The sequence below is a fragment of the Pseudooceanicola sp. LIPI14-2-Ac024 genome (genome assembly GCF_042188925.1).
GTDB lineage: Bacteria > Pseudomonadota > Alphaproteobacteria > Rhodobacterales > Rhodobacteraceae > Pseudooceanicola.
This window is the reverse complement of the sequence record NZ_CP170102.1, coordinates 2,457,287-2,478,304: the sequence shown is the minus strand read 5'-3', so window position 1 is coordinate 2,478,304 and position 21,018 is coordinate 2,457,287. Positions and strand designations below refer to the sequence as shown.

Below are 21,018 nucleotides of genomic sequence, written 5' to 3'. Positions count from 1 at the left end.
CTTCGCGAACATCCGCGCATAGGCAGGGAACCAGCCGAATTTTCGACGGTTTACCCGTCACTTACTGTTTCCGGTTCCGGCCAAAAACCATATAGTCATGGTCGGTGGTCAAAAGAATTACAAACGCCCGGGAGGCCTGCTGCGCATGATCCGTTCGGAATTGATTCAGAAGATTGCCGAGGAGAATCCTCATCTCTACCAGCGGGACGTCGAGCGCATCGTGAACACGATCTTCGAGGAGATCATCGAGGCGATGGCGGCGGGCAACCGGGTCGAACTGCGCGGTTTCGGCGCATTCTCGGTCAAGCAGCGGGATGCGAGAACCGGGCGGAACCCCCGCACGGGCGAAGCGGTTGACGTCGAAGAGAAACACGTCCCCTTCTTCAAGACCGGCAAGCTCCTGCGGGACAGACTGAACGGAAAGGCCTGAGCCTATGCGGTTCCTGCGCTATCTCTTCCTCGCCGTCCTGGCGATCGTCTTGGTATCGGTGGCCCTGGCCAACCGCGAGATCGTGACCCTGACCCTGTTCCCGCCGGCGATCGCCGATCTCTGGGGGCGGAACTTCTCGATCAACATGCCGCTCTTCATCGTGATCCTGATCGGGATCGTGTCGGGCCTGCTGATCGGTTTCGTCTGGGAATACTTCCGCGAGCACAAGCATCGCTCCGAGGCGCGCAGGAAGACGCAGGAGAAGAAGCAGCTCGAACGCGAGGTGAAGCGCCTCAAGAACGAGAAGACCCAGGGCCAGGACGAGGTCCTCGCGCTGCTGGAGTAGCGGCGCTTCCCATTTTCCCGGCGATGGCCTAAGCACGGCGCATGGACGCCAGGGTCAAGATCTGCGGGCTCACCCGCGCCGAGGATGTCTCGGCCGCCGTGGCGGCCGGGGTCGCCTACATCGGGTTCAACTTCTTTCCGAAATCGCCGCGCTACGTGACCATCGAGGCCGCCCGCGCGCTGGCCGTCGAGGTGCCGCCGGGCGTGGCCAAGGTCGGCCTGACGGTCGATGCCGACGACGCCACGCTGGACGCGATCACCGGGGCCGTGCCGCTCGACATGCTCCAGCTGCACGGTGAGGAATCGCCCGAACGCGTGGCCGAGGTGCGGGCGCGCTACGGCCTGCCGGTGATCAAGGCCGTCGGCATCGCCGACGCGGCGGATGTCGCCGCGCTTGACGCCTACGGCAAGGTGGCCGACCAGATCCTGGTCGATGCCAAGGCCCCGAAGGATTCGGTCATTCCCGGCGGCAACGGCCTGCCCTTCGAGTGGCGGCTCATCGCCGGGCGGCGCTGGCCGGTGCCGTGGATGCTGGCCGGTGGCCTGACCCCCGACAACGTGGCCGAGGCGATCCTGCGCACCGGTGCCCGGCAGGTCGATACCGCCTCGGGCGTGGAGCGCACGAAGGGCGTCAAGGACGCCGCGCTGATCGAGGCCTTCGTCGCGGCGGCGCACAGGTGAGCGTCACCTTTCGCGAGGCCACCCGCCACGACGTTGCCGCCATCGTCGCGCTGCTGACCGACGACAGCCTCGGTGCCACGCGCGAGGGCGACGACCTCGCCCCCTACCTCGCTGCCTTCGACGCCATGCAGGGCGAAGGGGCGAACACCCTGCTGGTCGGAGAGCTGGGCGGAGAGGTCGTGGCGACCTACCAGCTGACCTTCATCACCGGTCTCTCGCTCAAGGCGGCGCGGCGGGCGCAGGTCGAAAGCGTGCGGGTGTCCGACGCGCTGCGCGGCGGCGGGATCGGCGCGCTGCTGATGGCGGATGCCGAACGCCGCGCCCGCGCGGCCGGCTGCACGCTGATTCAGCTGACGACCAACCGCCAGCGGCTGGACGCGCACCGGTTCTACGACCGGCTGGGTTACGACCCCTCGCACCTCGGGTACAAGAAAACGCTCTGACGGGGCCGCCTAGACCCGGGCGATCCCCATTCGGGACAGGTGCTGATCCACCAGCTCCATCTCGACCGGCTCCAGCCGCTGGTGCCGGGGATAGGCCGGCGCGGCGCGGTCGTCCCGCACGGTGCCCCAGCCGTCGGTCGTGGCAAAGAACCGCTCGACCCCCGCCTCGCCGAACTCCCTCAGGTAGCCCTGCACGCAGACGTCGAGATAGCTCAGCAGCACGGGGCGCGTGGCGTCCGACAGGATGTGCTTGTTCTCGGGGATCCAGTAGATCGCTAGCTCGACCTCGCCGATGTCGTGGGCGACATGACCCGACCCGTCGACCCGGTCGTAAGCCCCCTCGCGCAGGTCAAGCTGCCGCCAGTCGGCGGCGGGCACCGCGGCGACGAGGCCCTCGATCTCGCTGTCGGCATGCGGCACTGCGGTCAGCACCGCGTGATCGCGCCCCTCGATATGCCGCCAGACCCGCCGCCAGCCCCGCGCCAGCGCAGGGCGAGCATCGGGATAGTCGTGCGTCATGCGGTTCACAAGAGAGCCGTAGCCGAAGAAATATGGGTCCATCTAGGTTATTCTTTGATCCAGATCATGTTTTCAGATGCATCTGCCTGTCACCTTTTTGGCACCCATCGGCCATCTGCGGGGAGGCGCCAGGATGCGGATAACCAAGCGAACGAACATCTCGATGCGCGTGCTGATGTACTGCGCCGCGAACGACGGGCGCCTCGTGACCAAAGCGGAAATCGCCGAGCGCTGCAACACGTCGGAAAACCACCTGGCCCAGGTCATCAACCGACTGGGGCAGCTGGGATTCCTGCACACCCAGAGGGGGCGCAACGGCGGGCTGACGCTGGGCCGCGCGGCCGAGGAGATCCGGGCGGGCGAGGTGTTTCGCGCGCTCGAGGCGGACACGCCGGTGGTCGAATGCTTCGCCGGCGACGACAACACCTGCCCGCTGGTCGATGCCTGCCGCCTGCGCCCGGCCATCGCCGAGGCGGTAGAGGCCTTTTATGGCCGCATGGACGCGCTGTCGCTGTGGGACCTCGTCTGCGGCAACGGCGCGCTGATGCAGATCATGGCACCCGAGGTCACCTGCGGGCAGGCCGCTGCGGTTTGACTTGCATCGGCGGCCGCGGCTGGTAATCATCGCCGCATCGGATCGGGAGAACCGGCTTTGCCGGTGCCGAAGGAGCAACCGCCCCGGAAACTCTCAGGCCCACGGGACCGACCGATACAGGAACTCTGGAGAGAGGCGCGCGTGACGCGTCCGCCGAAGGGATAGCGATCTCAGGCGAAGGGACAGAGGGGGCATTGCAGCGTCAGGGATCCGCCCGGCGCGTATGTGATGCCGGACGAGTCGCCTCAGACCGGCAGGGGGAACCGGAGAGACGATGACTGCACTGCTTCAGACGCCGCTGCATGCGCTGCACCTCGAACTTGGTGCCAAGATGGTCGAATTCGCGGGCTACGACATGCCCGTGCAATATCCGGCCGGGGTGATGAAGGAACACCTGCACACGCGTGCAGAGGCCGGCCTCTTCGACGTCAGCCACATGGGCCAGGTGATCCTGCGCGGCGACAGCTACGAGGCCGTGGCGCTGGCGCTCGAGGCGCTGATCCCGGTCAGCATCGCCGACCTCAAGGAAGGCCGCCAGCGCTATGGTTTCTTCACCAACGACACCGGCGGGCTGCTGGACGACCTGATGCTGGCCAACCGGGGTGATCACGTGTTCATGGTGGTCAACGCCGCCTGCAAGCAGGCCGACCTGGCCCACATGGTCGCCCACCTGACAGGCGTCACGATCGAGCCGGTGACCGACCGCGCCCTGATCGCCCTCCAGGGCCCCAAGGCCGAGGCGGCGCTGGCCGCTCTGGCCCCCGAGGTCGCGGCGATGGCGTTCATGGATGTCATCACCACGACGATCCTCGGCACGGCTTGCTGGGTCTCCCGCTCGGGCTACACGGGCGAGGACGGTTACGAAATCTCGGTTCCCGCGACCCACGCAGAGGATCTGGCGCGCGCGCTGCTCGACAACCCGGACGTCCTGCCGATCGGGCTGGGTGCGCGGGACAGCCTTCGGCTCGAGGCCGGGCTCTGCCTCTACGGTCATGACATCGACACCGCGACCAGCCCGGTCGAGGCCGGTCTGACCTGGGCGATCCAGAAGGTCCGCCGGTCGGACGGCGCGCGCGCGGGCGGGTTCCCGGGCGCCGACCGCATCCTGTCGGAAATCCACAACGGGCCCGAACGCAAGCGCGTGGGCCTGCGCCCCGAGGGCCGCGCCCCGATGCGCGAGGGCACCGAGCTCTTTGCCAGCGCCGACGCCGCCGAACCGGTGGGCACTGTCACCTCGGGCGCCTTTGGCCCGACGCTGGGCGGGCCGATGTCGATGGGCTACGTCCCTGCCACGCTGGCCACGCCCGGTACCACGATCTATGGCGAGGTGCGGGGCAAGCGGATGCCCGCGACCGTCACCGCGCTGCCCTTCGTTCCCGCCAACTTCAAACGCTGACACAGCCAGACAGAACGACAGAGAGGACACATGAAATTCACCGAAGAGCATGAATGGCTCCGCCCCGAGGATGACGTCATCGTCGTCGGCATCACCGAACACGCCGCCGAACAACTGGGCGACATCGTCTTTGTCGAACTGCCCGAGGTCGGCACCGAGGTCAGCAAGGACGACGAATGCGTCGTGATCGAATCCGTCAAGGCGGCGTCGGACATCCTCGCCCCGCTCGACGGAGAGATCGTCGAGGTGAACGACGTGCTGGTCGACAACCCGGCCAAGGTGAACGACGACCCGATGGGCGACGCCTGGTTCTTCAAGATCAAGCCGGCCGACCTGTCGCAGATGGACGACTACATGTCCGAAAGCGAATACAAGGACATGATCTCCTGATCCGATGACGGTCCTGCGCATCACCCCCAACCTAGCCTGCGACGACCCCGCGGGGATGGCGGATTTCTACCGCACTCTCTTCGATCTCGACGTGGCGATGGACATGGGCTTCATCGTGACGATGGAGCCGGGGGGCGCGCACCGGCAGTCGCCGCAGCTCTCGGCGCTGACCGAGGGCGGGTCGGGCACGCCCGCGCCCGCCCTGTCGATCGAGGTCGATGACCTCGACCCGGTGATCGCCCGGGCGCGGCTGCGCGGGATCGCCATCGACTACGGCCCGGTCGAGGAGCCATGGGGCGTCCGCCGCCTGTTCGTGCGCGACCCGGCCGGGCACCTGGTGAACGTGCTGCAACACCTGCCGGGGCGCCCGGCATGAGCGTGCCGCACATCGCCCGACGCCACATAGCGGCGTCCCCGGCCGCCTGTTTCGCGGCCTGGGCCGACGCCGAGGCGGTCGCCGTCTGGCTGCCGCCCCACGGCATGCGCGGCCGGATTGAACGGTTTGACCTGCGCGAGGGCGGGGGGTTCCGGCTGATCCTGACCTATGTCGACGGGCCGAATCCCGACGCCAAGAGCACCGCGGACAGCGACGTGGCCGAGGGACGGTTCGTCACCGTCGACGCGCCGCACACCATCGCCTTCGACAGCACCTTCGAAGGCGACGACGAGGATTATGCCGGAACGATGCGCATGACCTGGCGCTTCGACCCGGTGCCGGACGGCGGTACGGTGGCCGAGGTCACCGCCGAGAACGTGCCGCGGGGCATCGACCGCGTCGTCCATGAAACCGCCATCGGCATGTCGCTCGAAAACCTCGAGCGATACCTGCAAGACACCGGCCAGCGCGCGGGCGCGGCCCAAGAGGGGACCCGAGAATGACCTTCACGCCCACCGATTACGAACCCTACGACTTCGCCAACCGCCGCCACATCGGCCCCTCGCCCGAGGAAATGGCCGAGATGCTCAAGGTGGTGGGGGCGGCGAGCCTCGACGCGCTGATCGACGACACGGTGCCCAAGGGGATCCGGCAGGACGACCCGCTCAAATTCGGCGCGCCGCTCAGCGAGCAGGAGCTGCTGGTCAGGATGCGTGCGGTGTCCAAGAAGAACCGGGTCTTCACCTCGCTCATCGGGCAGGGCTACCACGCCACGATCACGCCCCCGGCGATCAAGCGAAACATCTTTGAAAACCCCGCCTGGTACACCGCCTACACGCCCTACCAGCCCGAGATCTCGCAAGGGCGGCTGGAAGCGCTGCTGAACTACCAGACGATGATGGCCGACCTCACCGGGCTGCCGATCGCCAACGCCTCGCTGCTGGACGAGGCCACCGCCGCGGCCGAGGCGATGACCATGGCGCAGCGCGCGGCCAAGTCGAAGTCGATGACCTTCTTCGTGGACGAGGCGCTGCATCCGCAGAACATCGCGGTGATCCGCACCCGGGCGAAACCCTTGGGGATCGAGGTGATCACCGGGCGGCCCTCGGACCTCGACGCCTCGACCGTCTTCGGCGCGATCTTCCAGTATCCCGGCACCAACGGCGTGCTGCGCGACTTCACCCAGCAGATGCAGGCGCTGCACGCGGCCAAGGCGCTTGGCATCGTGATCGCCGATCCGCTGGCGCTCTGCCTGCTGAAGGAACCGGGCGCCATGGGCGCGGACATCGCCGTCGGCTCGACCCAGCGGTTCGGTGTGCCCGTGGGCTACGGCGGCCCGCACGCCGCCTATATGGCCTGCCGGGACGAGCTGAAGCGGTCGATGCCCGGCCGCCTTGTCGGCGTCTCGATCGACGCGCGTGGCAACCGGGCCTACCGGCTTGCGCTGCAGACTCGCGAACAGCACATCCGGCGCGAAAAGGCGACGTCGAACGTCTGCACCGCGCAGGCGCTGCTGGCGGTCATGGCCTCGATGTACGCGGTGTTCCACGGGCCGAAGGGGCTGAAGGGCATCGCGCAGCGGGTGCACGCCCGGACCGTCGACCTGGCCGAGGGGCTGCGCGCCGCCGGCTTCGACGTCTTCCCCAAGAAGGTCTTCGACACCTTCACGGTCGAGGTCGGGCCGTTCCAGCACGCGATCCTGAAATCCGCCCGCGAGGAGGGGATCAACCTGCGCCAGGTCGGCGAGACCCGGATCGGCATCACGCTGGACGAATGCACCACCCCCGCGGTGATCGAATCCGTCTGGCGCGCCTTCGGCGTCGCCAACCGGACCGCGGCCGAGGCGCCCGCCTATGACCTGCCGGACGCGCTGGTCCGCACCTCGCCCTACCTGACGCACGAGATCTTTCACATGAACCGGGCCGAGACCGAGATGATGCGCTACATGCGCCGCCTCGCGGACCGGGACCTCGCGCTCGATCGTGCGATGATCCCGCTCGGTTCCTGCACGATGAAGCTGAACGCCGCGGCCGAGATGATCCCGGTGAGCTGGGACGAATTCGCCTCGCTCCACCCCTTCGTGCCCGCCGACCAGGCCGAGGGCTATGCCGAGCTGATCGACGACCTCTCGGCCAAGCTCTGCGACGTGACGGGCTATGCCGCCTTCTCGATGCAGCCGAACTCGGGCGCGCAGGGGAATACGCGGGGCTGCTGACCATCGCCGCCTACCACGAGGCCAAGGGCGAAGGGCACCGCAACGTCTGCCTGATCCCGATGTCGGCGCATGGCACCAACCCCGCCTCGGCCCAGATGGTGGGCTGGAAGGTCGTGCCGGTGGCCTCGAAGGACAACGGCGACATCGACCTCGATGATTTCCGCGCCAAGGCCGAGGCGCACAAGGATGCGCTGGCCGGCTGCATGATCACCTATCCCTCGACCCACGGCGTGTTCGAGGAGACGGTGCGCGAGGTCTGCAAGATCACGCACGACCACGGCGGCCAGGTCTACATCGACGGCGCCAACATGAACGCCATGGTGGGCCTCGCCCGGCCTGGCGACTTGGGCGGCGACGTCAGCCACCTGAACCTGCACAAGACCTTCTGCATCCCGCATGGCGGCGGCGGCCCCGGCATGGGCCCGATCGGCGTACAGGCGCATCTTGTCCCGCACCTGCCGGGCCATCCGCATTTCGGCACCGAAGGCGCGGTGTCCGCCGCGCCCTACGGCTCGCCCTCGATCCTGCCGATCTCCTGGGCCTATTGCCTGATGATGGGGGGCGCGGGGCTGACGCAGGCGACGCGGGTCGCGATCCTGAACGCCAATTACATCGTGAAGCGGCTCGAGGGCGCCTTCGACGTGCTCTACCGCGGCCCGACCGGCCGGGTGGCGCATGAATGCATCCTCGACACTCGGCCCTTCACCGAGGCGGGGGTGACCGTGGACGACATCGCCAAGCGGCTGGTCGATTGCGGCTTCCATGCGCCGACCATGTCCTTCCCGGTCGCGGGCACGCTGATGGTCGAGCCGACGGAGAGCGAGACCAAGGCCGAGCTCGACCGCTTCTGCGACGCGATGCTGGCGATCCGGGCCGAGATCAAGGATATCGAGGACGGGAAGATCGAGGCCGACGCCTCCCCGCTCAAGTTCGCGCCACACACGGTCGAGGACCTGGTGGGCGACTGGGACCGCGCCTACTCCCGCGAACAGGGCTGCTTCCCGCCGGGCGCCTTCCGGGTCGACAAGTACTGGCCGCCGGTCAACCGCGTCGACAACGCCTGGGGCGACCGCAACCTGACCTGCACCTGCCCGCCGATGAGCGATTACGCCGAAGCGGCGGAGTGAACGGCCGCGGGGCGATCTTGGGAGGTTGCCCCGCCACCCGCGCGCCGTGCCCCTATTCGCGCGACCGCAGCACCTGTGCCGGGCGCGCCCTGAGCGGGGCCCAGGCAAAGGCCAGCCCGGCGACAAGGTTGGCGATCAGGCCGCCCGCCACGATGGCGAGCGCCGATGGCCAGATCACCGCGAACTCCGTCTCCATCACGAAGTGGCAGACCGCCCATCCCCCGGCGATCCCGGCGGCGAGCGCGACCACGCCCGCCCCCGCGCCCAGAAGCGCGGAGCGGAGCGCGAGGCTCGACAGGATGCGCTGGCGGGTGGCACCGAGCGTCTTGAGGATCGCCGCCTCGTGCACCCGTGCGCTTTCCCCGAAAGGGCCGCGCCGATCAGGACGAGGAAGCCGGTCAGCAGCGTCGCCGCGGCGCCGTAGGATGTGGCGGTGGCGATCCCGCCGAGCAGGCCGCTGACCCGTTCGATCGCCTCGCCCACACTGATCGCGGTCACGTTCGGAAAGGCGTTCGAGACGTCGCGCAGGATCGGCGCCTCGGCCGTGTCCTCGGCATAGACGGTGGCGATGAAGGTGTGCGGCGCGGCCTCGACGGCGGCGGCGTTCAGCACGGTGACAAAACCCATCCCGGCGGTCGAGAAATCGACCTCGCGGAAGCTGGTGATCGTGGCGGTGATGTCGCGGCCGAGGATGTTGAGCGTGATCGTGTCGCCCAGCTTCAGCCCCATCTCTTGCGCTTCCTCGGCGGAAAAGCTCATCTGCGGCGGGCCGTCGTAGCCTTCGCCCCACCAGTCGCCGGCGGTGATCTTGGTGCCCTTGGGCAGGGCGTCGGCATAGCTGATGCCACGGTCGCCCCGCACCACCCAGTGATCGCCTGCCACCTCGCTTGCCGGGCGGTCGTTGATCCGGGTGATGACGCCGCGCAGCATGGGAGCGCTGTCGATCCGGCTGACCGCCGGGTCGCCGTCCAGCCGGTCGAGGAAGGCGGGCATCTGGTCGCGCTGGATGTCGACGAAGAAGAACGAGGGCGCGCGTTCCGGCAGGTCGCGCGAGATCGCGGCGCGCAGGTTGCCGTCGATCTGCCCGACGGCCGCCAGCACCGACAGGCCCAGCCCCAGCGACAGGACCACCGCCACCGCGTCGGTGCGGGGGCCCCCGATGGCGGCCAGCGCCCAGCGGAGCGGCGGGCGGCCGCGGGCCGTCGTGCGGAAGCGGCGGGCCAGCGCCCGGATGCCGAGGGCGGCGAGGGCAAGGACGACAAGGGCAAAGGCGATGCCGCCCGCGGTCCAGAGCGTCAGTTCGAGGTTGCCCGAGAAGAGCGCCGCGGCGCCGACCAACAGCGCGGTCAGGCCTGCCGTGGCGACGAGGTAGCGGGCGGGGGCAGCGCCCGGCCGCCTTCCATCGCGTCGCGGAAGAGGGTGGCGGCCCGCACTTCACCCGCGCGCGAGAGCGGCCAGAGGGTGAAGACCAGCGCGGTCAGGACGCCGTAGACCGCCGCCTCGGCCAGCGGCTCGGCATAGAGGCCAAAGACCGCGGGGACGGGCAGTGCGCCCGAGATCAGCGGCGCGAGCAGCAGCGGCGTCACCGCCCCGAGCGCCAGGCCGATGACGATGCCGACGAGGGCCAGCGCGCCGATCTGAAGGAAGTAGGTGGCAAAGATGGTGCCGCGTTCCGCGCCCAAGGTGCGGAGTGTGGCGATCACGCTTGTCTTGTCGGCCAGGTATCCGCGGACCGATGCGGCCACGCCCACGCCCCCGACCGCGAGGCCGGAGAGGCCCACGAGGATCAGGAAGGCCCCCAGCCGTTCGACGAATTCGCGCAGGCCCGGGGCGCCGTTCCGGCTGTCGCGCCAGCGCGCGCCGCTGTCGCGAAAGAGGTCCTCGGCCTCGGCCTCGAGCGCGGCGAGGTCGCTGCCCTCGGGCAGGGTGAGGCGATAGTCGCTGTCGAAGAGCGTGCCGGGCTCCAGCAGGCCGGAGCCTGCCAGGTCATTGCGCAGCACGATTGTCCGCGGGCCGAGCGAGAAGCCCCCGGCACCGGCGTCGGGTTCGTGCTCAAGCCGGGCCATGACGACGAAGTCCCGGGTGCCGAGGCGCACGGTGTCGCCGACGTCGATTCCCAGCCGGTCGACCAGCAGCGGGGCCATCACCGCGCCCGGCAGGCCATCCCGCCCGGCAAAGGCGGTGTCGAGCGGCATCTCGGGGTCGAGCCGGACAGCGCCGACCAGCGGGTAGGCGTCATCGACCGCCTTCACCTGCGTCAGGCCGCGTTCCGCCGTGGGGCCGTCGCCTGCCACCGCCATGGACCGGAAATCCGCGGTTTCCGACACGGCGAGCGCGGCGTCCTCCATCCAGGCGAGTTCATCCGCGTCTGCGAAGCGGTAGGTAAAGGTCATCTCGGCATCGCCGCCGAGGATCGCGGCACCTTCCTGCGCCAGCCCGGCCTCGATCGCGGACCGGACAGAGCCGACCCCGGCGATAGCGGCGACACCGAGGGCGAGGCAGGCGATCAGGATGCGGAAGCCGCGGACACCGCCGCGCAGTTCCCGCCCGGCGAAGCGGGCCGCGGTCGACAGGCTCATTCCGCCGCCTCGCGGGCCGCGTCTTCGAGCCGGCCGTCGCGCAGGCGGATCACCCGGTCGCAGCGGCGGGCCAGTTCGGCGGCGTGGGTCACGAGGATCAGCGTCGCGCCGTGGCGGTCGCGCAGGCCGAACAGCAGGTCGATGATATGCGCGCCGTTCGATTCGTCGAGATTGCCGGTGGGTTCGTCCGCCAGCAGGATTTCCGGCCGGGTGACCGAGGCGCGGGCCAGCGCCACGCGCTGCTGTTCGCCGCCCGACATCTGGCTGGGGTAATGCCCCTTGCGATGCGACAGGCCGACCGCCTCAAGCTCGGCCTCGGCGCGGACAAAGGCGTCCTTGGCGCCCGCCAGTTCGAGGGGCGTGGCGACGTTTTCCAGGGCGGTCATCGTCGGAATCAGGTGGAAGGACTGGAACACCACCCCCATATGATCCCTGCGGAACCGCGCGAGCGCGTCTTCGTCCATCGCGGTCAGGTCCTGTCCCAGCGACGTGATCTGCCCGCCGGTGGCGCGTTCGAGCCCGCCCATCAGCATGAGGAGCGACGACTTGCCCGATCCAGACGGACCCACCAGCCCCAGCGTTTCCCCCGGTTGACCGTCAGCGTGATGCCGTGGAGGATATCCACCCGCCCGGCATTGCCATCGAGGGCCAGTCGGGCATCGGTCAGCGACAGGACGGGGTCGGTCATGCAGAAAGCCTTTCGGATGGGACGTTCAGTGTCATATGGGCGGCAAGCGCTGGCCCGCAAGGCATTGGCGGCAATGCTTCTTGTTCTTCCGGTGGCGACACAGGCCGAGGAGATGCAGATCCTGGCCCTGGGCGACAGCCTGACCGCGGGCTACGGCCTGCCGGCCGAGGACGGGTTCGTGCCGCAGCTGCAGGCCTGGCTGGAGGAGCGCGGGGTCGAGGTGACGATCCAGAACGGCGGCGTGTCCGGCGACACCACGGCGGGCGGACGGGCCCGGATCGAATGGTCGCTGGCCCCCGAGGTCGACGCGATGATCGTGACGCTGGGCGGCAATGACATCCTGCGCGGGATCGACCCGCTGGTGGCGCGCGACAATCTCGACGCGATCCTCGACATCGCCGACCAGCGCGGGCTGCCGGTGCTGCTGGTGGGGCTCTACGCCTCGCAGAACTTCGGCGCGGACTACAAGGCGATGTTCGACGCGATCTATCCCAAGCTGGCCGAGGAACACGGCACGCTGCTCGAGCCGAATTTCTTCCAGGGGCTGGGCGACGGCGTCGATCCGGCGGCCTACCGGCGGTTCATGCAGGCCGACGGCATCCACCCGAACGCCGAGGGCGTGCAGCGTATCGTCGCGCGGATCGGCCCGAGAGTCGAAGAGTTGATGCAACAGGTCGAGGCGCAGTAGCGCTGCGGATCAGCCCGGCAGGCCGAAGTAGCGGCGGATGTCGTCCCAGAGGGTCGGCGCGGTGACAAAGAGGATGTGCCCCTGGCCGGGGTAGACCTTGATCCCCTCGGCACCGATCCGGGCGGCGAACCGCTGGGTTTCGGCCAGCGGAAAGACGGTGTCCTCTTCTCCGTGGAAGAACGCAATGCGGGCATGGGCCAGCGCCGGGTCCTTGCGCGGCAGGGTCCATGTCATCAGGTCGGCGGTGTGCGCCATGGTCATCCGCGGCCCGGGCGTCAGCAGGTTGCCGCGCTGCTGTTCGGCCAGCTCCTTGCTGTGCTCGGCCTCTTTCCGGTCGCCGAAGTGCTTTCGGCCATAGAGCAGGGTGCGATAGTTTTCGAGCCAGGCGTCCTCCATCGAGCTGCCGTGCGCGCGGATCAGCGCGGTAAGCACGTCGAAGAACCCGTCGATCGAGGCATTGATCCCCGAGGGGAAGGGCCCGGCCGACGAGACGAGCGCGACGCTGACCTGCTGGCTCTGCAGGTGGCGGGCGGCCTCGATCGCGACGGGGCCGCCGGTGGAAAAGCCGATCAGGTAGACCTCTTTCACCTCGAGCCGGTCCATCGCCTCGGCGATCAGCTCTCCGGCGCGCGAGATGTCGAGCCGGTGGTCGAGCTTGAGCCCGTCGAGCCCGGGAAAGCGGTAGGCCATGACCGAGCCGTCGCCGACGTTCCAGTCGAGCACCGGTTCGTACATCCCGACCGAGGCCATGGCACCGGGGATCACCACCACGGCGCGTTTCATGCCGGGATGCGCCTTGCCGTCGTGCACGATGGGCATGACATCGGCGTCCTGCGCCGTCGGAAGCGCCGAACAGGCCGCCAGCAGCGTCAGCGCGCAGAGGGTCAGGAGGCGGCGGAGAAGGTCGGTCATCGCGGCAAGATAATGCGGCGGCGCCTTGCCGGGTCAAGCCATCTTGACGCAGCTGCGTTGCGTCGCGCGCGGGACTGTCTATATCCAACCCGATCTTTTGCGGAGGGCCGGGAATGGCGGGTCGGAAACTGGTGTGCCTCGAATGCGGGCAGGTGAATCGGGTGCCCGAGGACAGGCTGGGCGGGGCGCCGAAATGCGGCACCTGCGGTGCGGCGCTATTGCCGGGCAAGCCGGTCGAGGTGGACGCCCAGACCTATGCCAAGGCCGCGCGCACCGACGAGGTGCCGCTGGTCGTCGATTTCTGGGCCCCGTGGTGCGGGCCGTGCCGGGCGATGGCGCCGCAGTTCGCCGCCGCCGCGCAGGCGATGCAGGGACGGGCGCGGTTCGCCAAGCTGAACACCGAGGATCATCCCGAACCGGGCGCGCGCGCCGGAATCCGGGGGATTCCTACGATGGTCATTCACCGCGGCGGGCGCGAGGTCGCGCGCGTGTCGGGCGCGCGCGCCTCGTCGCAGATCGTCGATTGGGTGCGGGGGCAGACCGCAGAAAAGGCCTGAAACAGGGTCTATCTACGGCGCGCCGCGACAAGGGGGGTGACAAAGTCCGTCGCCACCTTCACCGGCAGTTCCCAGGCATCCGGCGCGTTGTAGTTGCCGGCAAAGACCACGAGGACGAGGTTCTCGGCGGCGTTCACCGACAGCCGCTGGCCACCGTTGCCGAAGCCCGCGACCCAGTTCGGCGCGATGTACCACTGGTAGCCGTAGTCAAGCTCTCCGAGCGACAGCTGCGGGGTCAGGCATTCCTCGATCCAGCCTTCGGGCACCACCTGCAGGTCGCCGGCAATGCCATTGGCCAGGACCAACTCGCCGATCCGGGCAAGGTCGCGGGCGGTCAGGCGCAGGCCCGAGGCCGCGGCATGCACCCCGTCGGCGCCCTGCGCCCAGTGCCAGCTGGTGATCCCGAGCGGGGCAAAGAGATGCTGGCGGGCAAAGGCCGCGATGGTCTGGCCGCTGCCCTTTTCGATCAGCCGTGCCAGGAGGGCGGTCGCCCCGCCGCAGTAGTGCCAGCGTTGCCCCGGCGGTTCGATCACCGGCCGCGACAGGACATAGCGATAGCGGTCCTCGGCCAGTTCCATGGCGATTTCGCTATTGTTCGGGTCTGAATAGGGCAAATCCTCATTCCACTCGATCCCCATCGACATGGTGAGGAGGTGCTGCACGGTGATCGCCTGCCGGTCCGGATCCTCAGCAAGGTCGGCGTATTCCGGAAAGAGCGGGTAAAGCGGCGCCTCGGGCGGCGGGACGTGGTCGTGATCCATGGCGATGCCGTAGAGCAGGCCCACGACGCTCTTGGAGACGGAGCGGAGGTCGTGCAGCGTGTCCGGCCCCGGATTGCTGCGGTCGACCGGCGGGCCCCAGGCTTCGTCCGCGCCGGGGAAATGCACCTCGGCCTCGACTTGGCCATCGATGAGGAGCAGGACGGAATGCAGGCCCGCCAGCTCTCCGGCGGCGAAGGCCGCGCGCAATTCCTCTTCCATCCTCGTCCTCGCTTCCGGGCCCCGCGGCCACAGAGCACCACGGCATGCGCGGGCAGGGCAAGCGGGCATGAAAAAACGGGCGGTCCCTTGCCGAGACCGCCCGTTCCTGTCCCTCGAACGCGACTGTCGCGTCAGAGCACCGTGACCCTGGTGCCGATCGGCACGCGATTATAGAGGTCGATCACGTTTTCATTGAGCATCCGGAAGCAGCCCGACGACGCGCGGCGGCCGATGCTGGCCGGTTCGGTCGTGCCGTGGATGCGGATGTAGGTGTCCTTGCCCCCGTCGAAGAGGTACATCGCCCGCGCGCCGAGCGGGTTGCCGGGGCCGCCGGGCATCCGTTCCTCGTTGCCCTTGTACTTGCCGTAGGTCGACGGGTTGCCGTCGATCATCTCGTCGGTGGGGCGCCAGGTCGGCCATTCCACCTTGCGGCGGATGGTGGCTGTGCCTTTCCAGCCCCAGCCGGGTTTCGCCACCGCGATGCCGTAGCGCAGCGCACGGCCGGGGGCGGTGACGTAGTAGAGGAAATACGCATCGGGCACGATCACGATCTCGCCGGTCTGGTAGCGCGGGGAAATCGCCACCTCCTGCTTGGCGAGGACCGAGGTGGCGGCCTGCTGGGCAGACGCTGGCAGCGGCAGGGCGAGCGCGGTGGCGCCTGCGGCGGCTTGCGTCAGAAAGGTGCGGCGGGTGGTCATTGGGGGCAGCTCCAATAATTTCGTCAATATCGGTGGGTGTCAGAATACGCCAAAGATACCATGAGTGCCCGAGGGTCGAATCCCGGACGGTGCCGAACTGTGGCCCGGATGCCGCGCCTTTCACCCCATTGTGATGGATTTGCCGCAGGCTTGGCCCGGATCAGGCCCAGATCCCCTCGATCTCGGCCCTCAGCCAGGCGCGGAACCGGACGAACTGCGGGATCGATTCCGCCCGTTCGGGGTAGATCAGCGTGTAGGACTGGCCCGAATCCATCTCGCGGTCCGAGGCGCGGATCAGCCGGCCCTGGCGCAGCGGGTCGCGGGCCAGGATCTCGGGCACCAGCCCGACGCCGAGCCCGGCGATCGCGGCATCGATCACCATGTCGAAATGGTCGAACCGCGCCCCGCGCAGGATGCGGCGGCTGTCGAGGCTCGCGTGGCGGAACCAGTCCAGCCAGAGCGTCGGCCGCGTGGTCTGCTGCAGGAGCGGCAGGCCCAGCAGGTCACTGTCCGAGAGGGCGCGGTGGCCGGTGAGCGCGGGGGAGGCGACGGCGACGAGGGATTCGTCGAGCAGGTGCAGGTGATGCGCCGCGCCGCTGCGGTGCTGCGTCCGCTGGATGGCGAGGTCGAAGGGCTCGGCGGCGAAGTCCACCGGGTCGAGCCGGGCGGCGACATCGACCGTTGTTCCCGGTGCCGCCGAGAGGAAGCCCGAGAGCCGCGGGATGAGCCACGACCGCCCGAAGCTGGGCAGCACCGCCATGCGCAGGACGGTCGATTGCCCGCCGAAGGCCATGACCCCGACGGCGGCGGCGTTCAGTTCCGCCAGCAGGCCCTGCGCTTTTGGCAGGAAGGCGCGGCCGGCATCCGACAGGTCCATCCGCTGCCGCGCCCGGACGAAGAGCGCGACGCCCAGCCGGTCCTCGAGCGAGCGGACCGAGCGGCTGACCGCGGTCTGACTGAGATTCACCCGCCGGGCGGCCAGGTGCGTGGTGCCCGAGCGGGCCAATTCGCAAAAGGCTTCAAGTTCGCGGATCGTCGGTATGAAACTTTCGGGCATGACTGCGCCAGTTGATGCGTTTTTCGCATCATGTATCACGCCATTCGCGTTAGCAACCGCCGGCCCGAGGCCTTAAGATGCGCCGCAAAGGCAACGGGGCCGCCCCGGCCCGAAAGGAGGAGCCATGAACGTTCAAGACCGTCCGATCATCAAGGACAAGGACCGCCCGAACATGTCCGGTTTCGCGTGGGAGGATCCCTTCCTGCTCGACGACCAGCTGGACGAAGACGAGCGGATGATCCGCGATTCGGCCTATGCCTTCTGCCAGGAAAAGCTGATGCCACGGGTCGAGAAGATGTACATGGAAGAGGGTGTCGACCCCTCGATCTTTGCCGAGATGGGCGAACAGGGCATCCTGGGCGTGACCGTGCCCGAGCAGTACGGCGGGATCGGCGCGAACTATGTCTCCTACGGCCTCGTCGCGCGGGAAGTGGAGCGGGTCGATTCCGGCTTCCGCTCGATGTGCTCGGTGCAGTCCTCGCTCGTGATGTACCCGATCTATGCCTACGGTTCGGAAGAGCAGCGGATGAAGTACCTGCCGAAACTGGCGAGCGGTGAATGGATCGGCTGCTTTGGCCTGACCGAGCCCGACGCCGGGTCCGACCCGGCCGGCATGAAGACCCGCGCCAAGAAGACCGACGGCGGCTACGTGCTGAACGGGTCCAAGATGTGGATCTCGAACGCGCCGATCGCCGATGTCTTCGTGGTCTGGGCCAAGTCCGACGCCCATGACGGCGCGATCCGGGGCTTTGTTCTGGAAAAGGGCATGAAGGGGCTGAGCGCGCCGAAGGTCGGCGGCAAGCTGTCGCTGCGCGCCTCGATCACCGGGGAAATCGTGCTGGAGAACGTCGAGGTCGGCGAAGAGGCCCTGCTGCCGCATGTCTCGGGCCTCAAGGGTCCGTTCGGTTGCCTCAACCGCGCGCGCTACGGCATCGGCTGGGGCGTGATGGGCGCAGCCGAGGATTGCTGGTTCCAGGCGCGATCCTACGGGCTCGACCGCCAGCAGTTCGGCAAGCCGCTGGCCGGCACGCAGCTCTACCAGAAGAAGCTGGCTGACATGCAGACCGAGATCGCGCTTGGCCTGCAGGCGGCGCTGCGGGTCGGGCGGCTGTTCGACCAGGCCAAGGCCTCGCCCGAGATGGTGTCGATCATCAAGCGCAACAACTGCGGCAAGGCGCTGGACATCGCGCGGATCGCCCGCGACATGCACGGCGGCAACGGCATCCAGATCGGCTACAAGGTGATGCGCCACGCGGCGAACCTCGAGACGGTGAACACCTACGAGGGCACCCACGACGTGCACGCCCTGATCCTGGGCCGCGCCCAGACCGGGCTGCAGGCCTTCGTCTGAGCGTGACATGATGGCGCCTGCGCCTTGCGCAGGCACGCGAAGCTTTGCCGCGCCCATCCGGGCGCGGCGTTTTTTCTTTGGGGCCGCGGAGTGCCCGGATTACGATCGTCGCGCCGGGATTGAGTGCGGGAGCCTCCGGCGGGAGTTTATCTGGCAAGATGAAGCCGGGGGGCGGGATGCTGAGCCACGTGACGATTGCGGTTAGCGACGTGATGGCGGCGCTGGCGTTCTGGGAGCCGCTGATGGAGCGGATGGGCTATCCCCGCAGCTACTGGAACCCGGAGGCGCCCGCCGCCTCGTTCCGCGATCCGGATCAGTCCCGGCCGCTCTTCTTCCTCGTCCGGCCGTTCGAGGGAGAGCCCGTGCCGGGCAACGGGCCGATGGTGGCGTTCCTGGCGAAGGATCGCGCCACCGTGGACGCGGTGCATGCGATGGCGCTGGCGGCGGGGGCGACGGACGAGGGGGCGCCGCGGCTCAGGGCGTATTACCACCCGTCCTATTACGGCGCCTATTTCCGCGACCCCGACGGCAACAAGATCTGCGTGGTCTGCCACACACCCGCCTGATCAGTCGGCCTGCAGGAAGGTCACGTGGGTGTCGCCGTAGGCGCGGCTGTCGATCAGGGTGAAGCCCGGCGGGGCTGCCTGCGCCTCGCGTTCTTCCCAGACCACCAGCGCCTCGGGCGCGATCCAGCCGCCCTGGAGGGCGTTGGCCAGCACCGGGGCGCCGAGGTTGCGGCCATAGGGCGGGTCGAGGAAGACAAGCGTCGCGGGCGGGTCGTCGTTCACCGGAAGGCGGCGGGCGTCGCGGTGCATCAGCCGGGCGCGCGGCGCGGCGCCGAGGGCGGCGACGTTCTGCTTGATCAGCTGCGTGGCGACGCGGCCATCGTCGACGAAGGTCGCGAACTCTGCCCCGCGCGATAGCGCCTCGAGCCCGAGGGCACCGGTGCCGGCAAAGAGGTCGAGGACCCGCGCCTCGGTCAGCGGGTCGCCGTAGCGGCCCCCGGCGAGCGCCGAGAACAGGCTTTCGCGCACGCGGTCGGTGGTGGGGCGGAGGTGGGCGCCCGCGTCGCCCTTGCCGAGCGCCGCGAGGGGACGGCCGCGCCACTCGCCTGCGATGATCCTCATGCTGTCAGCAACGCCTTCAGCGCGGTGGCGGGATCGGCGACCTGGTCGGCGGCAGGGCTGCGCCCGGCCTCGATCAGGCGTTTCCCGGTCATGTAGGCGCGCGGGTCATTCATCGCGTCGACCGCCAGCAGGGTGTCGCCGCAGTAGTACCAGAACGAGACCGCCGCGCCCTCGCCCGGGCGGGTCACGACGCGGTCGTAGCCGGTGTTCAGGCCCGCGATCTGCAGCTTAACGTCGTACTGGTCAGACCAGAACCACGGTTTCGGGACGTAATCGGCTTCGGCGCCCATCATGTTGTCGGCCACCGCCTCGGCCTGGTCGATGGCGTTCTGCACGGATTCGAGACGGATCCGCTGACCGCGATAGGGCAGGGAGGCGCAATCGCCCGCGGCCCAGATCGCCGGGTCCGAGGTCTGGCCGCGCAGGTCGGTGGCGATGCCGTTGTCGAGGGTCAGGCCCGCGGCCTCGGCCAGCTCGGTCGCGGGGGCGATGCCGATCCCGGCAATGGCCACGTCGCAGGCGACTTCGCGCCCGTCGGCCAGCAGCGCGCCGGTGACGTGCTCTTCTCCGAGAAGGCGGGTCAGGCCGGTGTTCTCGATGATCCCGACCCCGTGGGCACGGTGCAGGTCGCGGAACCAGGCGGCGGTTTCGGGGGCGGCGACGCGGCCGAGGATGCGGGCTGCGGCCTCGATCAGGGTCACCTTCATGCCCGACTTCGCGGCGACCGCCGCCGCCTCGAGCCCGATGTAGCCGCCGCCCACCACCAGCAGGCTGTTGCCGGGGCGCAAGTAGGGCCGCATCTCGTCTGCATCGGCGAGCGTGCGCATGGCGAGCACGCCGGGCAGGTCGCCGCCGATCGCCTCGGGCAGGCGGCGGGGGTGCGACCCGGTGGTCAGGGCGAGGCGGTCGTAGGCCAGGGTCTCGCCATCGGACAGCGTCACGGTCCGCGCGGCGCGGTCGATGCCGGTGACGCGGGCGCCGGTGCGCAGGGTGATGTCGTGGTCGGCATAGAAGCTTTCGGGGCGCAGGAAGAGGCGCGGCTGCTCCATCTCGCCCAGCAGGTAGGCCTTGGAGAGCGGCGGGCGCTGGTAGGGCGGCACCAATTCCTCGCCGATCAGGGTGATCGGCCCCTCTTCGCCCCTGGTCCGCAGCCGGGCGACCAACGCCGCTCCCGCCTGTCCGGCCCCGATCACGATCGTATGCGCCATTGCGCCCCTCCGATGCTCTGGCTGTTCCTGCGGCAGACCCTATAACGTGGGAGAGGGAAACCACAACGCGCAGACAGGACAGGAGGACAACACGATGACCATTTCCAAGGGTGACAAACTGCCGGACGCCACGCTGATCGCCACCGCGGGGGACAAGCCCGAAGCGGTGCAGATGGCCGACAAGGTCAAGGGCCGCAAGGTCGTGATCTTTGGCCTGCCGGCTGCCTTCAGCGGCACCTGCACCACGGCCCATGTGCCGAGCTTCCTCAAGAACCGCGAGGCGCTGGACGCCAAGGGCGTGGACGAGGTGATCTGCGTCTCGGTCAACGACTACTTCGCGATGAAGGCCTGGGACAAGGAAATGGGCGCAAGCGCGGGCGGCATCACCATGCTGGCCGACGGCATGGCCGAGTTCACCAAGGCCATCGGCATGGACTTCACCGCGCCGCCGGTCGGCTTCGTGGACCGCTCCAAGCGCTACACCATGCTGGTCGAGGACGGCGTGGTGACCGAGCTGAACCAGGAAGAGACGCCGGGCACCTGCACCATCTCGGCCGCGGAATCGCTGCTCGACATGATGTGATCGCCTGAACGGGACGACCCCGGACATGCGGACGCCGCGCCCGGAGGGGCGCGGCGTTTCGAATTCGGGCGGC

At 68.8% G+C, this 21,018-nt stretch carries 21 protein-coding genes, 3 pseudogenes and 2 riboswitches; of the genes and pseudogenes, 15 read left to right on the top strand and 9 right to left on the bottom strand.

Annotation, left to right across the window (positions count from 1 at the left end; genetic code table 11):
- The first annotated feature begins 145 nt into the window (after positions 1 to 145).
- From ihfB to ACE2AC_RS12035, 4 genes are read left to right on the top strand one after another with little or no spacing between them, the layout of a single operon-like run.
- A complete protein-coding gene (ihfB, locus tag ACE2AC_RS12050) occupies positions 146 to 430 on the top strand; it encodes an integration host factor subunit beta (protein WP_375692102.1) in 285 nt (94 codons plus the stop codon).
- Positions 431 to 434: 4 nt separating this feature from the next.
- Positions 435 to 776 (top strand): lipopolysaccharide assembly LapA domain-containing protein, encoded by a 342-nt coding sequence (locus tag ACE2AC_RS12045; protein WP_375687371.1) that lies wholly within the window; start codon positions 435 to 437, stop codon positions 774 to 776.
- Positions 777 to 817: 41 nt separating this feature from the next.
- Positions 818 to 1,456, top strand: coding sequence for a phosphoribosylanthranilate isomerase (locus ACE2AC_RS12040; RefSeq protein ID WP_375687369.1), 639 nt, complete (start codon positions 818 to 820; stop codon positions 1,454 to 1,456).
- Positions 1,453 to 1,899, top strand: a complete 447-nt coding sequence (locus ACE2AC_RS12035; protein ID WP_375687368.1) for a GNAT family N-acetyltransferase — start codon at positions 1,453 to 1,455, stop codon at positions 1,897 to 1,899. Before ACE2AC_RS12040 ends, ACE2AC_RS12035 begins: the two co-directional genes overlap by 4 nt.
- A 9-nt stretch (positions 1,900 to 1,908) precedes the next feature.
- Here ACE2AC_RS12035 and ACE2AC_RS12030 read toward each other — a convergent pair whose 3' ends face one another.
- The gene (locus ACE2AC_RS12030) at positions 1,909 to 2,460 is read right to left on the bottom strand and encodes a gamma-glutamylcyclotransferase family protein (protein WP_375687366.1); all 552 of its coding nucleotides are present in this window, start codon (positions 2,458 to 2,460) and stop codon (positions 1,909 to 1,911) included.
- Positions 2,461 to 2,551: 91 nt separating this feature from the next.
- On the opposite strand from ACE2AC_RS12030, the gene ACE2AC_RS12025 reads away from it, so the two are divergent.
- The 6 genes and pseudogenes from ACE2AC_RS12025 (at position 2,552) to gcvP (ending at position 8,517) form a co-directional block, all read left to right on the top strand.
- The gene (locus ACE2AC_RS12025) at positions 2,552 to 3,013 is read left to right on the top strand and encodes an RrF2 family transcriptional regulator (RefSeq protein ID WP_375687364.1); all 462 of its coding nucleotides are present in this window, start codon (positions 2,552 to 2,554) and stop codon (positions 3,011 to 3,013) included.
- Positions 3,014 to 3,046: 33 nt separating this feature from the next.
- Positions 3,047 to 3,133, top strand: a riboswitch (glycine riboswitch).
- Between the two features lie 3 nt (positions 3,134 to 3,136).
- Positions 3,137 to 3,201, top strand: a riboswitch (glycine riboswitch).
- An 86-nt stretch (positions 3,202 to 3,287) separates the two neighbouring features.
- A complete protein-coding gene (gene gcvT, locus ACE2AC_RS12020; RefSeq protein WP_375687362.1) occupies positions 3,288 to 4,409 on the top strand; it encodes a glycine cleavage system aminomethyltransferase GcvT in 1,122 nt (373 codons plus the stop codon).
- Between the two features lie 30 nt (positions 4,410 to 4,439).
- On the top strand, positions 4,440 to 4,799 hold the full coding sequence (gene gcvH / locus ACE2AC_RS12015; protein ID WP_375687360.1) for a glycine cleavage system protein GcvH: 360 nt from the start codon (positions 4,440 to 4,442) through the stop codon (positions 4,797 to 4,799).
- 4 nt (positions 4,800 to 4,803) lie between these two features.
- The gene (locus tag ACE2AC_RS12010) at positions 4,804 to 5,175 is read left to right on the top strand and encodes a VOC family protein (protein WP_375687359.1); all 372 of its coding nucleotides are present in this window, start codon (positions 4,804 to 4,806) and stop codon (positions 5,173 to 5,175) included.
- Positions 5,172 to 5,678 (top strand): SRPBCC domain-containing protein, encoded by a 507-nt coding sequence (locus ACE2AC_RS12005; RefSeq protein WP_375687357.1) that lies wholly within the window; start codon positions 5,172 to 5,174, stop codon positions 5,676 to 5,678. Before ACE2AC_RS12010 ends, ACE2AC_RS12005 begins: the two co-directional genes overlap by 4 nt.
- Positions 5,675 to 8,517: pseudogene (gene gcvP, locus ACE2AC_RS12000) on the top strand (aminomethyl-transferring glycine dehydrogenase). Before ACE2AC_RS12005 ends, gcvP begins: the two are co-directional and overlap by 4 nt.
- 52 nt (positions 8,518 to 8,569) lie before the next feature.
- On the opposite strand, the pseudogene ACE2AC_RS11995 reads toward gcvP, so the two are convergent.
- Positions 8,570 to 11,096 (bottom strand): annotated as a pseudogene (locus ACE2AC_RS11995) (ABC transporter permease).
- Positions 11,093 to 11,784 (bottom strand): annotated as a pseudogene (locus ACE2AC_RS11990) (ABC transporter ATP-binding protein). Before ACE2AC_RS11990 ends, ACE2AC_RS11995 begins: the two co-directional pseudogenes overlap by 4 nt.
- A gap of 73 nt (positions 11,785 to 11,857) precedes the next feature.
- Here ACE2AC_RS11990 and ACE2AC_RS11985 point away from each other — a divergent pair.
- Positions 11,858 to 12,472 carry an arylesterase gene (locus ACE2AC_RS11985; RefSeq protein WP_375687355.1) on the top strand — a complete coding sequence of 205 codons (615 nt, stop codon included), beginning with the start codon at positions 11,858 to 11,860 and terminating at the stop codon, positions 12,470 to 12,472.
- A gap of 9 nt (positions 12,473 to 12,481) precedes the next feature.
- Here ACE2AC_RS11985 and ACE2AC_RS11980 read toward each other — a convergent pair whose 3' ends face one another.
- A complete protein-coding gene (locus ACE2AC_RS11980) occupies positions 12,482 to 13,384 on the bottom strand; it encodes an alpha/beta fold hydrolase (protein ID WP_375687354.1) in 903 nt (300 codons plus the stop codon).
- 113 nt (positions 13,385 to 13,497) lie between these two features.
- Here ACE2AC_RS11980 and trxC point away from each other — a divergent pair, with 113 nt between their 5' ends.
- On the top strand, positions 13,498 to 13,941 hold the full coding sequence (gene trxC / locus ACE2AC_RS11975) for a thioredoxin TrxC (protein ID WP_375687352.1): 444 nt from the start codon (positions 13,498 to 13,500) through the stop codon (positions 13,939 to 13,941).
- A gap of 8 nt (positions 13,942 to 13,949) precedes the next feature.
- Here the strand turns inward: trxC and ACE2AC_RS11970 are convergent, their stop codons facing one another.
- The 3 genes from ACE2AC_RS11970 to ACE2AC_RS11960 all read right to left on the bottom strand — a co-directional run bounded on the left by ACE2AC_RS11970 (position 13,950) and on the right by ACE2AC_RS11960 (position 16,676).
- On the bottom strand, positions 13,950 to 14,921 hold the full coding sequence (locus ACE2AC_RS11970; protein WP_375687350.1) for a serine hydrolase domain-containing protein: 972 nt from the start codon (positions 14,919 to 14,921) through the stop codon (positions 13,950 to 13,952).
- 131 nt (positions 14,922 to 15,052) lie between these two features.
- On the bottom strand, positions 15,053 to 15,619 hold the full coding sequence (locus ACE2AC_RS11965) for a L,D-transpeptidase (RefSeq protein WP_375687348.1): 567 nt from the start codon (positions 15,617 to 15,619) through the stop codon (positions 15,053 to 15,055).
- Positions 15,620 to 15,779: 160 nt separating this feature from the next.
- A complete protein-coding gene (locus ACE2AC_RS11960) occupies positions 15,780 to 16,676 on the bottom strand; it encodes a LysR family transcriptional regulator (protein ID WP_375687346.1) in 897 nt (298 codons plus the stop codon).
- A gap of 124 nt (positions 16,677 to 16,800) precedes the next feature.
- Between ACE2AC_RS11960 and ACE2AC_RS11955 the strand changes: the two genes are divergently transcribed.
- Together ACE2AC_RS11955 and ACE2AC_RS11950 are read left to right on the top strand one after the other, a co-directional pair.
- Entirely contained in the window at positions 16,801 to 18,027 is a 1,227-nt protein-coding gene (locus tag ACE2AC_RS11955; protein WP_375687344.1) for an acyl-CoA dehydrogenase, read from the top strand.
- A gap of 158 nt (positions 18,028 to 18,185) precedes the next feature.
- Entirely contained in the window at positions 18,186 to 18,593 is a 408-nt protein-coding gene (locus ACE2AC_RS11950) for a VOC family protein (RefSeq protein ID WP_375687342.1), read from the top strand.
- Here ACE2AC_RS11950 and rsmD read toward each other — a convergent pair whose 3' ends face one another.
- The gene (rsmD, locus tag ACE2AC_RS11945; protein WP_375687341.1) at positions 18,594 to 19,154 is read right to left on the bottom strand and encodes a 16S rRNA (guanine(966)-N(2))-methyltransferase RsmD; all 561 of its coding nucleotides are present in this window, start codon (positions 19,152 to 19,154) and stop codon (positions 18,594 to 18,596) included.
- Entirely contained in the window at positions 19,151 to 20,362 is a 1,212-nt protein-coding gene (locus ACE2AC_RS11940) for an NAD(P)/FAD-dependent oxidoreductase (RefSeq protein ID WP_375687339.1), read from the bottom strand. The genes rsmD and ACE2AC_RS11940 overlap by 4 nt, the downstream gene beginning before the upstream one ends.
- Positions 20,363 to 20,456: 94 nt before the next feature.
- Between ACE2AC_RS11940 and ACE2AC_RS11935 the strand changes: the two genes are divergently transcribed.
- Complete coding sequence (locus ACE2AC_RS11935; RefSeq protein ID WP_375687337.1) at positions 20,457 to 20,945, top strand: peroxiredoxin; 489 nt, start codon at positions 20,457 to 20,459, stop codon at positions 20,943 to 20,945.
- Positions 20,946 to 21,018: the final 73 nt, after the last annotated feature.

What these genes read in the sequence shown, in the direction of transcription:
- ihfB (WP_375692102.1), top strand. Translation starts at nt 146, where the DNA reads ATGATCCGTTCGGAATTGATTCAGAAGATTGCCGAGGAGAATCCTCAT.
- ACE2AC_RS12045 (WP_375687371.1), top strand. Translation starts at nt 435, where the DNA reads ATGCGGTTCCTGCGCTATCTCTTCCTCGCCGTCCTGGCGATCGTCTTG.
- ACE2AC_RS12040 (WP_375687369.1), top strand. Translation starts at nt 818, where the DNA reads ATGGACGCCAGGGTCAAGATCTGCGGGCTCACCCGCGCCGAGGATGTC.
- ACE2AC_RS12030 (WP_375687366.1), bottom strand. Translation starts at nt 2,460, where the DNA reads ATGGACCCATATTTCTTCGGCTACGGCTCTCTTGTGAACCGCATGACG.
- ACE2AC_RS12025 (WP_375687364.1), top strand. Translation starts at nt 2,552, where the DNA reads ATGCGGATAACCAAGCGAACGAACATCTCGATGCGCGTGCTGATGTAC.
- gcvT (WP_375687362.1), top strand. Translation starts at nt 3,288, where the DNA reads ATGACTGCACTGCTTCAGACGCCGCTGCATGCGCTGCACCTCGAACTT.
- gcvH (WP_375687360.1), top strand. Translation starts at nt 4,440, where the DNA reads ATGAAATTCACCGAAGAGCATGAATGGCTCCGCCCCGAGGATGACGTC.
- ACE2AC_RS12010 (WP_375687359.1), top strand. Translation starts at nt 4,804, where the DNA reads ATGACGGTCCTGCGCATCACCCCCAACCTAGCCTGCGACGACCCCGCG.
- ACE2AC_RS12005 (WP_375687357.1), top strand. Translation starts at nt 5,172, where the DNA reads ATGAGCGTGCCGCACATCGCCCGACGCCACATAGCGGCGTCCCCGGCC.
- ACE2AC_RS11985 (WP_375687355.1), top strand. Translation starts at nt 11,858, where the DNA reads ATGCTTCTTGTTCTTCCGGTGGCGACACAGGCCGAGGAGATGCAGATC.
- ACE2AC_RS11980 (WP_375687354.1), bottom strand. Translation starts at nt 13,384, where the DNA reads ATGACCGACCTTCTCCGCCGCCTCCTGACCCTCTGCGCGCTGACGCTG.
- trxC (WP_375687352.1), top strand. Translation starts at nt 13,498, where the DNA reads ATGGCGGGTCGGAAACTGGTGTGCCTCGAATGCGGGCAGGTGAATCGG.
- ACE2AC_RS11970 (WP_375687350.1), bottom strand. Translation starts at nt 14,921, where the DNA reads ATGGAAGAGGAATTGCGCGCGGCCTTCGCCGCCGGAGAGCTGGCGGGC.
- ACE2AC_RS11965 (WP_375687348.1), bottom strand. Translation starts at nt 15,619, where the DNA reads ATGACCACCCGCCGCACCTTTCTGACGCAAGCCGCCGCAGGCGCCACC.
- ACE2AC_RS11960 (WP_375687346.1), bottom strand. Translation starts at nt 16,676, where the DNA reads ATGCCCGAAAGTTTCATACCGACGATCCGCGAACTTGAAGCCTTTTGC.
- ACE2AC_RS11955 (WP_375687344.1), top strand. Translation starts at nt 16,801, where the DNA reads ATGAACGTTCAAGACCGTCCGATCATCAAGGACAAGGACCGCCCGAAC.
- ACE2AC_RS11950 (WP_375687342.1), top strand. Translation starts at nt 18,186, where the DNA reads ATGAAGCCGGGGGGCGGGATGCTGAGCCACGTGACGATTGCGGTTAGC.
- rsmD (WP_375687341.1), bottom strand. Translation starts at nt 19,154, where the DNA reads ATGAGGATCATCGCAGGCGAGTGGCGCGGCCGTCCCCTCGCGGCGCTC.
- ACE2AC_RS11940 (WP_375687339.1), bottom strand. Translation starts at nt 20,362, where the DNA reads ATGGCGCATACGATCGTGATCGGGGCCGGACAGGCGGGAGCGGCGTTG.
- ACE2AC_RS11935 (WP_375687337.1), top strand. Translation starts at nt 20,457, where the DNA reads ATGACCATTTCCAAGGGTGACAAACTGCCGGACGCCACGCTGATCGCC.